At 68.4% G+C, this 12063-nt stretch carries 9 protein-coding genes and 2 pseudogenes; 8 read left to right on the top strand and 3 right to left on the bottom strand.

Annotated features, from left to right (window positions below; all coding sequences use genetic code 11):
- Positions 1-261: pseudogene (locus E1295_RS17185) on the bottom strand (RNA-guided endonuclease TnpB family protein); the annotation flags it as partial.
- 24 nt (positions 262-285) lie between these two features.
- On the opposite strand from E1295_RS17185, the gene tnpA reads away from it, so the two are divergent.
- From tnpA to E1295_RS17145, 8 genes and pseudogenes are all read left to right on the top strand, one after another.
- Entirely contained in the window at positions 286-714 is a 429-nt protein-coding gene (gene tnpA / locus E1295_RS17180) for an IS200/IS605 family transposase (RefSeq protein ID WP_132631309.1), read from the top strand.
- A 711-nt stretch (positions 715-1425) separates the two neighbouring features.
- Positions 1426-2088 carry an urease subunit gamma gene (locus tag E1295_RS17175; RefSeq protein ID WP_132631307.1) on the top strand — a complete coding sequence of 221 codons (663 nt, stop codon included), beginning with the start codon at positions 1426-1428 and terminating at the stop codon, positions 2086-2088.
- Between the two features lie 109 nt (positions 2089-2197).
- Positions 2198-3992: pseudogene (locus tag E1295_RS17170) on the top strand (urease subunit alpha).
- A gap of 60 nt (positions 3993-4052) precedes the next feature.
- The gene (locus E1295_RS17165) at positions 4053-4727 is read left to right on the top strand and encodes an urease accessory protein UreF (protein WP_132631306.1); all 675 of its coding nucleotides are present in this window, start codon (positions 4053-4055) and stop codon (positions 4725-4727) included.
- A gap of 25 nt (positions 4728-4752) precedes the next feature.
- Positions 4753-5454: an urease accessory protein UreG gene (ureG, locus tag E1295_RS17160; protein ID WP_132631305.1), complete on the top strand. Its 702-nt coding sequence runs from the start codon at positions 4753-4755 to the stop codon at positions 5452-5454.
- Positions 5451-6278, top strand: coding sequence for an urease accessory protein UreD (locus E1295_RS17155; RefSeq protein WP_132631303.1), 828 nt, complete (start codon positions 5451-5453; stop codon positions 6276-6278). Before ureG ends, E1295_RS17155 begins: the two co-directional genes overlap by 4 nt.
- 344 nt (positions 6279-6622) lie before the next feature.
- Entirely contained in the window at positions 6623-8035 is a 1413-nt protein-coding gene (gene gad, locus E1295_RS17150; protein WP_132631302.1) for a glutamate decarboxylase, read from the top strand.
- Between the two features lie 5 nt (positions 8036-8040).
- A complete protein-coding gene (locus E1295_RS17145; protein WP_132631300.1) occupies positions 8041-9225 on the top strand; it encodes a cytochrome P450 in 1185 nt (394 codons plus the stop codon).
- An 11-nt stretch (positions 9226-9236) separates the two neighbouring features.
- Here the strand turns inward: E1295_RS17145 and E1295_RS17140 are convergent, their stop codons facing one another.
- Positions 9237-10472 (bottom strand): iron-containing alcohol dehydrogenase, encoded by a 1236-nt coding sequence (locus E1295_RS17140; protein WP_132631298.1) that lies wholly within the window; start codon positions 10470-10472, stop codon positions 9237-9239.
- A 79-nt stretch (positions 10473-10551) separates the two neighbouring features.
- Entirely contained in the window at positions 10552-12012 is a 1461-nt protein-coding gene (locus E1295_RS17135; RefSeq protein ID WP_132631319.1) for an NAD-dependent succinate-semialdehyde dehydrogenase, read from the bottom strand.
- Between the last annotated feature and the right edge of the window lie 51 nt (positions 12013-12063).

The raw sequence follows: 12063 nt of genomic DNA, 5'->3' as shown, positions 1-12063 counted from the left end.
GGTGTGCAGGGCGGTGTGCAGGGCGGTGTAGGCGTCGGCGACTTTCTTGATGACGTGCTGCGCGGCCTGGGCGGCCAGCCCGTATCCGTCCTTGATCAGGGTGTAGGTGTGCTTGCGCAGGTCGTAGTTGCGGAAGGTCTGCTGGTCGTAGGCCAGCGTGGAGACCTGGCATGCGGCGGCGTTGACCGCGCGCAGGGTCGCCTCCAGCGCCGCCGCCTGCTCGGGCGTCGGCAGGAGCCGCACCTGCACCACCAGCTTCACATCGAACACACTATCATTTGGTCTATGTCACCGCGATGGAAACCCAACCCCGATATTCGCAGAGGGCGAACCGTCGTCTACACCCTGCACGCCCATTTGGTCTTCACACCCAAATACCGGCGCGGGGTGTTCACCGACGAACTCCTACGCCGCTGTGAAGAAATCATGATCGAGGTGTGCGACAACTTCGGTGCCGAACTGGTCGAGTTCAACGGCGAGCACGACCATGTCCATCTGCTGGTTCACTACCCGCCCAAGGTCGCGCTCTCGACGCTGGTCAACTCGCTCAAAGGCGTCTCTGCCCGGCTGCTGCGCAAGGAGTACGGCGCGCATGTCCGCCGCTATCTTTGGGGCGGGCACTTCTGGTCGCCCAGCTACTTCGCCGCCTCCTGCGGCGGCGCACCCTTGTCGATCATCAAGGAGTACATCGAGAACCAGAAACGGCCAGGCTGATCCGCTCACGCGGACCAGCTGTCACGGCACCGCTCGGGCCTGGAGGCCCTCCCGCGCTGTCGTTTCCTCCCGGGCGTAAACGCCCAGGGTTCCACGCCAGATTCGGCTGAAGGACACGCCCGAAGATGATGAGGTAGAGGGAGGACCAGGACACCGTCGCAGGATGCCCGAGACCTCATCATGCTCGAGCCACGAACCCCCAGGTCAACCTCGCCAGCTGAGTTTCCGCACCCCACAGGGCCGACGACAGGATCGAAGCGATTCGGTTCGCGTTGCTGAGCAGTGATCACCTGACCGCCTTGTCGACCTCCTGTAGGACTCGACGCGAGCCGTGCGACTGACCGGCTGGAAGCCGGATACCTCGAGCCGGCGTGCCGACGTCATCACCTCCAGCAGGCGTCGGCACGCTCCGCCCTGTCCATCCCGGCTATAGCGGGGGGACGTGAATACCGTGACGGGAGTGCTGCACGGCTCACCACGGCGCCATGTAGCCAAGAGTAATTGTCCGACTACTGTTTGCAGGTAACAAGGCGATGATCACCAGAGTCTCCTGGCACCGGCCTGCTCCCGCATCGGTGAGGGTGACTTCTCATGACTCCGACAGTCGGCGGTGACGGGTTCTGAAGCCGGCGATCCCTGGTGATCTGCGCCGTCGACGAGCCCTGCGAAGGCATGACGCCGTCGGGGACAGAGCGAAGGCGAGGTGGTGGGGTGCACCTGACTCCCCACGAACAGGAACGTCTGATGGTCCATGTGGCCGCGGACGTGGCCCGGAGACGTAAAGAACGAGGAGTTCTGCTCAACCATCCCGAGGCGGTCGCGCTCATCACAGCCCACGTGCTCGAGGCGGCACGGGACGGCAGGTCGGTCCACGAACTCATGTCAGCGGAAGCCAAGATCCTCTCCCGTGACGACGTTATGGACGGCGTTCCCGAGATGATTTCCGATCTCCAGATCGAGGCGACGTTCCCCGACGGCACCAAGCTGGTCACCATTCGCCATCCGTTCGCCGAACCGAAGGACGGAGCCGAGACAGCGGCGGAGCTCGCAGCGCCGGTCCATCCAGGGAAGATCGAGCATCCCGAAGGCGCAGAGCGGGTGGCCTACAACGAGGGCCGCGAGCTCAGCGGGGTGACGGTCACCAACACCGATGACCGTCCCATCCAGGTGGGCTCTCACTACCACTTCTATGAGGCCAATTCCCGCCTCGACTTCGATCGCGCCGCCGCCTACGGCAAGCGACTGCACGTTCCCGCCGGCAGTTCCGTCCGCTTCGAGCCCCAATGCACCCGGACGGTGACGCTGGTGCCCATCGAAGGCAAGCGCATCGTCGAGGGGCTGCGCGGTCAGGTTGGAGGGCAGCTCGATGGATGACTCGCTGACGGACAGCTCGGCAGAGCAGCCGGCGCAAGCCTCCGCCGGGCTCGAGGCAGAAGCGGCGTCGCCGGCGTGCGGTCAAAGCCCGGAGATCCTGCCCATCGACCTGTCCCTGACTCGCGTCCAGTACGCCGACCGGTACGGACCCACGCTCGGCGACCGGATTCGGCTGGCCGACACCAACTTGCGTATCGAGATCACCGAGGACTGGGCCGGCGGGCCCGGCCGCAGCGGCAACGAGGTCATTTTCGGCGGGGGCAAGGTGATCCGCGAGTCGATGGGCCAGTCCTGCGCGCCGCGCGACAGCGCGAGGTTCGGCGCGCCGCAGCCGCCCGACACGGTGATCACCGGCGTGGTGATCCTCGACCATTGGGGCGTGGTCAAGGCCGACGTGGGCATCAGGGACGGCCGCATCGTCGCGCTCGGCAAGGCCTACAACGACGAGACCATGGACCGGCTGCACGACGGGCATGCCCTGGCGACCGATTTCCTGATCGGCCCGGAGACCGAGGTCATCGCGGGCAACGGCAAGATCCTGACCGCCGGGGGCATCGACACCCACGTGCACTTCATCTGTCCCGAGCAGGTGCACGAGGCGCTGGCCGCCGGGGTCACCACCCTGATCGGCGGCGGCACCGGCCCCGCTGAGGGCAGCACCGCCACCACCGTTACGCCCGGGGCCTGGCATGTGGCGCGGCTGTTCGAGGCTCTGGACGCTTTCCCGGTCAACATCGGACTACTCGGCAAGGGCAGCACCATGTCCACCGAATCCCTCTATAACCAGGTCAAGGCGGGCGTACTCGGATTCAAGATCCACGAGGACTGGGGAGCCACCCCGGCGGTGTTGCGCCGGTGCCTGGAGGTGTGCCGGGCGACCGGCGTGCAGTTGGCCCTGCACGCTGACTCGCTGAACGAGGCCGGCGCCGTCGCCGACACTATCGAGGCCATCGGCGACCATCCGATCCACATCTTCCACGTCGAGGGCGCCGGGGGCGGCCACGCGCCCGACATGATCACCATGGCCGGGCTGCCGAACGTGCTGCCCGCCTCCACCAACCCCACTCGCCCCTTCACCGTTAACACGGTCAAGGAGCACATCGACATGGTGATGGTCTGCCACCACCTTAACCCGCTGGTGGAAGAGGACCTGGCCTTCGCCGAGTCCCGGATCCGGCCCTCCACGATGGCCGCGGAGGACGTGCTGCACGACCTCGGCGCCATCTCGATCATGTCGTCGGACGCCCAGGCGATGGGCCCGCATCGGCGAGATGATCGTACGGACCTGGCAGACCGCGCACGTGATGAAGGCTCGCCGTGGCCCCTTGGACGGCGACAAGGGGGCCGACAACCACCGCGCCCGCCGTTACGTCGCCAAGTACACCATCAACCCGGCCATCGCACACGGCATCGATCACGAGGTCGGCTCGGTCGAGGTGGGCAAGCTGGCCGACCTGGTGCTGTGGGAGCCAACGTTCTTCGGTGTCAAACCGCACCGGGTCATCAAGGGCGGCCAGATCGCCTACGCGCAGGTGGGCGACGCCAACGCCTCCATCACCACCCCGCAGCCGATCCTGCCCCGGCCCATGTGGGGTGCCATGGGACGGGCGCCGGGGGCCAACGCGGTCAACTTCGTCGCCGAGCAGGCCATTCAGTCCGGGCTGGCCGAGAAAGTCGACGTGCGCAAACCCTTCCGGCCCATCCGCGACACCCGCAAGGTGTTCAAGGCCGACATGCGGGAGAACAACGCCTGCCCCGACATCGACATCGACCCCGACACCTTCGAGGTGGTGATCGGTGGCGCGAAGGCCAAGGACGTCACGACCGAGATCGACGATCAGCTGGTCGACGGCCAAAGCTTCGCCGACGCGCTGCCCATGGCCCAGCGTTACTTCCTGTTCTGACCACCCGCCGGCCAGGAACTCCATGGGTTGTCCCCGTCCACGAGAGGTGAGCCACGCACGATGAACCGCGCCGCCTTGCTGATCCTTGCCGACGGCCGCTTCCCGGCCGGAGGCCATGCGCATTCCGGCGGGGCTGAGGAGGCCGTCACAGCCGGTTGTGTGCGGGACGTGGCGAGCCTGGAGGAGTTCTGCCGCGGCCGGCTGTCCACCAGCGGCCTGGTCGCGGCCGGGCTCGCCGCCGCAGCCGCCACCGGATACGACCCGCTGCTGCTGGAGGAGGCGGCCGACGCGCGCACCGCGGCTCCCGCGCTACGCAACGCCTCGCGCAAGCTCGGCCGGCAACTGCTGCGGGCCGTTCGGACCGCTTGGCCATGCACCGAGCTCGACGCCCTCGCCACTGCCCGGCCGCGCGGTGCCCATCAGCCGGTGGTCCTCGGCGTGGCCGCCCACTGCGCCGGGCTGACTCCGCTGGACGCCGCGTACGTGGCTGCGTACGAGAGCATCAGCGGGCCGGCCACGGCGACCGTACGCCTGCTCAGGCTGGACCCCTTCGACATCACCGCCGTCCTCGCCCGGCTCGGCCCCGAGATCGACCACGTCGCAACTGCCGCGACCGAGGCGGCGCAGCGCGTCCACACAGAAGGGCCAGCCGTACTACCGGCAGACTCCGCGCCGCTGCTCGACATCATCGCCGAACGACATGCCCTTCGCCCGGCCCGCCTGTTCGCCTCCTGACCCCTCCTCCTTCTTGGAGCCAGTCATGCACCTGCACCACGACGACGCCTTCCCCGAAGGTTCTCCGCACGGCTCCGGCGGCTCCTCCCGCCGGTCTCCTGACGGCGGCCGTCGCGCCTTGCGCATCGGCCTGGGCGGGCCGGTCGGCTCCGGCAAGACCGCCACCGTTGCCGCCCTGTGCCGAGCGCTACGTGACCAGTTGTCCCTGGCAGTGGTGACCAACGACATCTACACCCGCGAGGACGCCGAGTTCCTGCTGCGTGAGGCCGTCCTGCCGGCCGACCGCGTCACCGCCGTGCAGACCGGCGCCTGCCCGCACACCGCCATCCGTGACGACATCTCCGCCAACCTCGAAGCCGCCGAGGACCTGGAAGAACACCTCGGCCCCCTCGACGTGATCCTTATCGAATCCGGTGGTGACAACCTCACCGCCACCTTCTCCAAGGGCCTCGTCGACGCGCAGATCTTCGTCATCGACGTCGCCGGTGGCGACGACATCCCCCGCAAGGGCGGCCCCGGCGTCAGCACCAGCGACCTGCTCGTCATCAACAAGACCGACCTCGCCCCGCACGTGGGCGCCGACCTGGTGACCATGGCCCGCGACGCCAAGGTCCAGCGAGGCGACCTGCCCACCGTGCTGACCGCCGTCAAAGCCGCAGGAGGCATCACCCCCGTGGCCGACTGGGTCCGCGCTCGCCACGCCGACTGGACCACACCCGTCGCATGACCTCCGCGCCCGCCCCGCCCAGGCCGGGGTTGCACGCCACCGCCCGCATCCGCGCCAACCGTACCGACGGCACCACCGTCCTGCCCGTGCTCGCCGGCGACGGCCCCTTCGACCTGCGCCGTACACGTGCACACGGTGATCAGGCGCGAGTCTGCATCGTCGGAACCATGAGCGCCCCGCTCGGCGGGGACCGGCTGCGCATCGAAGCCATCGCCGAACCTGGCGCTCACCTGCGCCTCACCACCGCTGCCGCAACTATCGCGCTGCGCGGCCCCACCACCGCCCACTCCACCTACGACGTACACCTGACCGCCGCCGAGCACGCCAGCCTGCACTGGCTGCCCCAGCCGCTCATCTCCGCCGCCCGCAGCAATCTGCGCCAAAGCTGCACCATCGATCTGGCCCCGACCGCCCGGCTACACTTCCGCGAGGAAACTGTGCTCGGCCGAGCCGGCGAGCCGCCGGGCCGGCTGACCACCCGCCTCACCGTCCACCGTGACGGACGCCCCCTGCTGGACCAGCACACGAGATACGGGCCGGGCGCGCCCGGCTGGGACGGCCCCGCCATCGCGGCCGGTCACCGCGCCCTCGGCCAGATCCTCATCGTCAGACCCGAACTGGACCCGCCCCACGCCCGCCTGTTCGGCGACGACCCGGCGACCGGCCAAGCCGTACTGACCCCGTTGACCGGCCCCGCCCTCCTGATCACCGCTTTGGCACCCGACACCTTGCGCCTGCGCCACCTGCTGGACTTGGCACAGCAAGTCGCGGAACCGCTGGAACTGCTTGGCACTGACCGGACCACAGCGCCTGTGGCGAGCTGAGCCGCAGCATCTACGAGCACTCCGACGCGGGACGCCGCAGTCAGTCAGGAATGTGACCATGGTCAACTTTGCCCTGTTCGGCCTGGTCGGCCTGCGGGAAGACACCGCCACACAAGTAACGGCCCCCGCCAGTGCCGAAGCTCCCGGGACGTTGCCGACAGCCGTCTGGTTCTGCGCAGGACACTCTGCTCACTTGAGAAGGCATCAGAAGTCGAATTCGCCCTTCTTGGCGCCGTCGATGAAGGCGTTCCATAGGTCGGCGCACCACAATATTGACTCTTCGTAAACATATGCCTACCGTGAGTGTTTGACGTGGCAAAAAGCTCTCTCGAGGGGTGCAGCTCATGCTCAGACGAGTCGAATCCGACCGGTGGCAAGAATCACTCGATGTCAACCCCCTTTACAACGGGCTGGTGCCGGAAGGCGGCGTGCCACGGTTCAAGATGCCGGCCGGCCCGATGAGTCCCACAGCGGCCCAGGCGCTCATCCGGGACGAACTCCTGCTCGACGGCAACGCCCGGCTCAACCTGGCCACCTTCTGCACGACCTGGATGGAGCCCCAGGCCCGCGAACTCATCGCAGAAACCCTCGACCGCAACCTCGTCGACCACGACCAGTACCCGCAGACGGCCGACATCGAGGCGCGCTGCGTCAACATGCTCGATCACCTGTGGGGCGACCCGAACGGCTCCAGCGTCGGCTGCTCCACGGGCGGCTCCAGCGAGGCGGCCATGCTCGGCGCGCTGGCGATGAAGTTCCAGTGGCGCGAACGACGCCGGGCGGCCGGGCTGCCCACCGCCAAGCCCAACCTCGTGATGGGCACCGCCGTCCATACCTGCTGGCCGAAGTTCTGCCAGTACTGGGACGTCGAACCGCGCTGGATACCGATCGAGGAGCCGGCCTTCACCTTGAACCCGGCCCGGCTCGGCGAGTTCTGTGACGACAACACCATCGGCGTCATCGGCGTGCTCGGCTCCACGCAATGCGGCAAGTACGACCCGATCGAGCAGATGTCGGCCGAGCTGGACCGCCTGGAGGCTGAGCGCGGGCTGAGAATACCGCTGCACGTGGACGCGGCCGTGGGCGGCTTCATCACCCCGTTCCTGGAACCCGACATGGTGTGGGACTTCCGGCTTCCCCGGGTGCAGTCGATCAACACGTCGGGGCACAAGTTCGGCCTGGTCTACCCCGGCGTCGGCTGGATCGTCTGGCAGGAGCCGGACGCTCTGCCGCAGGACCTGGTGCTCTCCTGCGACCTGCTCGGCGGCACCATGGACACCTTCACGCTCAACTTCTCCCGCTCCGGCGCACCGGTCATCGCGCAGTACTACAACTTCCTGCGGCTCGGCTTCGAGGGCTACCAGGCCGTCCAGCAGACCTGCCGGGACGTGGCGACCTACCTCGGTGCGGAGATCGCGAAACTCCCCGAGCTCTCGCTCATCGCCGACGGCTCGGAACTCCCGGTGCTCGCCGTACGCACCGCCCCCGGCTTCGACGGTTTCACCGTCTTCGACCTGGCCGCCCGGCTGAAGATGCACGGTTGGCAGGCCCCCACGTACTACCTGCCACCCGACCTGGAGCACATAGCCGTCATCCGCTTCGTCATCCGCAACGGCTTCAGCCAGGACACCGCCGCCAAGTTGCTGGCGAACATACGCACCGAGGTCGAGTATCTGCGCGGCAATCCGGTTCCGCGCCCTCGCCTCGGCGGCGATGGGGCGGCCGCCGAGCAGTCGGGTGTGCCGACGGGAGGGTGACGTCGATGAACGACTTCGCCGCGTCCATCACCTTCGACCAGCTCGGCAGGGACCCCTGTCCGATCTTCGCCAGGCTCCGCCGCGAGGCGCCGGTCGTCCTGCTGCCGAAGCTCGACCTGTGGATGGTCACCCGCTGGGATGACGTGCGCCAGGTCCTCAGTGCCTACGAGTCGTTCACCAGCGCCTTCCCCTCGCTGGCCACGCAGATATTCGGGGAAGGGTCCGTACTCAGGGTCGAGGGCAACGCCCACGCCGATCTGCGAGCCGCCGTTGACACGCGATTCGCCCACGAACGCATCGAACGGGCCGCCACACTCACCCGCGAGGCCGCACGGCCGTACGCCGGCGAGCTCAGGAGCCGGGTCGAGCTGATGTCCAGCTACTTCGAACCCGCCGCGAGCACTGCGCTCGCCCGTTTCATCGGCCTGCCGGACGTGGACACCGGCACGCTCATCCGCTGGGCCCGCGACCTCAGCGCCGGGATGAGCAACTTCATGGCGGATCCGGGCGTACACGAACGGGCGTTGGCCGCCGCCACCGAGATCCGCCAGACGATCGAGCCCTGCGCCAGGAAGGCCGCGGACCGGCCCGACGGCTCGGTCCTGTCACAGCTGCTCCACAGCGGCTGCCCGTCCGATACCGTCCGAACCGTCGAGAAGATCATGCCCACCTTCATCGAGATCCTCTCGGCGTTCCTGGAACCGGCGGCCGGCGCCGGGCTCACGCTGCTTGCGCTGCTCCAGCACCCCACGCAGATGCAGGCCGTCCGCGATGACCCGCGCCTGATCCGCAAGGCCGTCCACGAAACGCTGCGCTGGCAGTCACCGAACGGCGCACTCACCCGCCGCGCGGCCAAAGACGTGCTCCTCGCCGGACAGATCATCCCCGCCGGAGCGACCGTCATGGCGGTCATCGCCTCGGCAGGCCGGGACGAGAGCATCTTCACCGACCCGGACACCTTCGACATCAACCGGGCCCCCTTCCCCAACCTGGGCCTCGGATACTCCCGCCACGCATGCCTCGCCGCCCCAGTCGTCGGTGGCATCATCACGGCCCTGCTGGACGTGCTCCTCGAGCAACACCCATGGCTCTCCCTGGACCCGGGACAGCCGCATAACCTGCACGGCTGGAAATTCCGCGTGCTGACGAACCTGCATGTCCGCATCGGTGATCCGGCCCGAGGAAGCTGATGTGGGCCTCACTATCTCTGCTCCGGGGTCAGGACGCGTCGGGTCCGGTCCCCGAGCCAGGCCGCTTCGAGGATCCCGGTCAGGCTGGCGGTGTCGGTCGGGCCTGGATGGTTCTGGATCAAGCGGGTGACGCCACCGGCCATCTCCGCGAAGCGCGGGAGGTCGGCGCGTGCCACGCCGATGTCCGCCAAAGTGGTAGGGATGCCGATGTCGGCAAGGAGCCCGTCGAGCCAGGTGAAGAACGTATCCGCGGCCTCGGCGTCCGAGGCGTCGGTCACGTCGAGCCCGCACGCCCCGGCGAGGATGGTCAACCGGTCGCCGATGGCGTCCCTGGCCGCGTCCAGCGCGTAGGGCAGCAGCAGCCCGACGCCCAGGCCGTGCGGTGTGTGGGTGGCTGCGCCGATGGGGTATTGGAGGGCGTGCGGAGCCGCGTTGCCCGCGTGGGAGAACGCGAGCCCGGCCAGCATGGACCCGTAGGACATGTCCGCGCGCGCGTCCTTGTCGCCTCCGTTCCTGACGACATGGGGCAAGCTGCGGGCGATCCGCTCCGCGGCCAGGAGCGCGTAGTGATCGGTGATCGGGTTGCGGCCGAGGAAGACCTGCTCCACCGGGTCGCGCGGTCCGTAGGCCCGGGGTCGCGCGGTGTAGCTCTCCACCGCGTGACAGAACGCGTCGATGCCGGAGTGGGCAGTGACGGTCGCAGGGCAGGTGTAGGTGAGCTCGGGGTCGACGATGGCGAAGTCGGGCACGATGTGGACGCTGGAGACCCCCACCTTCAGCTCGCGGTCCGGGTCGGTCAACACCGAGACGGGCGTGAGCTCGGAGCCGGTGCCTGACGTCGTCGGGACCGCGACGAGAGGAATCGTCGGCCCCGGCACCTTCGACTCGCCGTAGAAGTCGCGCGGTGTGCCACCGTGGCGCCGGATGACGCCGACGATCTTGGCGAGGTCGATCACCGTGCCACCCCCGATGGCGAGGATGACGTCGGCGCCCACCTCTGCGGCGACCGAGACGGCCAGGGCGACATCGGCGAGCGGCACGTCCGGAGTCGCGTCGGCGAACACCCCGACGACTTCGACCTTCTCCCGCACGGCGGCCACGATCTCGGCCACGCCCGGCTGCCCCAGAAGAACCCGGTCGGTCACGATGAGGACTCGCGAGCCACACTCGGCCACCACTCGTGGGATGTTCTGCGCGACCCCTTCGCCCACGATCAGCTGGCGTGGTCCGCGGACGGTCTCAAGCATGTCAGTGCCTCTCTGGAACGTCGGCGGTGAGTTGGCTGGGCGGGCCAGTCGGGTCGAGGGTCCCGCGGACATCGTCTGGTCACGGTAGGTCGATCGCCGCGTAGGTGACGTCGAGGTACTCGAGGATGCCCTCGTGCGATCCCTCCTTGCCGATCCCGGACTGCTTCACGCCTCCGAAGGGAGCTGACGGGTCCGAGATCAGACCACGGTTGATGCCGACCATCCCCGTCTCCAGCCCCTCGGTGAACCGGAGCGCCCGCTGGAGGTCACGGGTGAAGACGTATCCGGCCAGGCCGTGCTCGGTGTCGTTGGCCTTCGCCATCACCTCGTCGTCGGACGTGAACGAGATGATCGGCGCCACCGGGCCGAAGATCTCCGCCTCCAGCATCCGCGCGTCCTCGGGCACGTCGACGAGGACCGTGGGCGGGTAGAAGTAGCCCGGCCCATCCGGACGCTCGCCGCCCACCACGACACGGGCGCCGCGATCGACCGCGTCGGCGACGAGCTCGTCGATCTTGGTGACCGAGGCCTCGTCGATCAACGCCCCGACGTCCACGCCGTCGTCGAGACCATGGCCCACCGAGAGCGCGCCCATCCGCTGGGCGAAGCGCGCCGTGAACTCCTCGCGCACCGGCTCCTCGACGTAGACGCGATTGGCCGCGATGCAGGATTCCCCGATGTTGCGCATCTTGGCCACCATGGCACCGTCGAGCGCGACGTCCAGGTCCGCGTCGGCACACACGATCAAGGCCGCGTTGCCGCCCAGTTCCATGGAGGTGCGCAGCACGTTGTCCGCCGCCTGCCGTAGCAGCACACGCCCGACCTCGGTCGACCCGGTGAACGAAAGCTTGCGGGTCCGGCGGTCGGCCAGCAGTGCTGAGACCACCTCGCCGGCACGCCTGGTTGTCACGACGTTGACGACACCCGGGGGAACGCCGGCCTCCTCCATGATGCGGGCCAGGAACAGCATGGTGAGTGGCGTCTGGGCTGCCGGCTTGGTGATCGTCGTGCAGCCCGCCGCCAGCGCAGGAGCGATCTTGCGGGCACCCATGGCCAACGGAAAGTTCCAGGGCGTCACGAAGACGCACGGTCCGACCGGCTTCGGCACGGTGAGGATGCGATATCCACCAGCGGGAGCGGTGTTGTAGCGTCCCTCGACGCGCACCGCCTCCTCGGCGAACCAACGGAAGAACTCGGCGCCGTAGGCCACCTCTCCCCGAGCCTCGGCGAGCGGCTTGCCCATCTCGAGCGTTATCAGCCGGGCGACCTCCTCGGATCGCTCGGTCAGTGCCCGGTACGTCGCGGTCAACAACTCTGACCGTTCTCGCGGCGGGGTCGCCGCCCACTCCGCCATTGCCTTGCTCGCCACGTCCAGAGCGGCGAGCCCGTCAACGACGTCGGCGTCCGCCACCTCGGCGATGGTCTTGCCGGTGGCCGGGTCCTCGACGGCAAAGGTGGCTGCGCCGGCGGCGTCGCGCCAGGCGTCGCCGATCCGGAGCCGCCGGTGCTCGGGGGCCAGGACGTTCATCGGGTCACTCATCGCGTCGCCTCCTGTGATGTTCTTGGTGATGTCGGGCGTGACCTCAGCGAT

It is taken from the genome of Nonomuraea mesophila, assembly GCF_004352805.1.
GTDB classification, from domain to species: Bacteria; Actinomycetota; Actinomycetes; order Streptosporangiales; family Streptosporangiaceae; genus Nonomuraea; species Nonomuraea longispora.
This window is presented reverse-complemented; position numbering and strand designations above follow the sequence as displayed.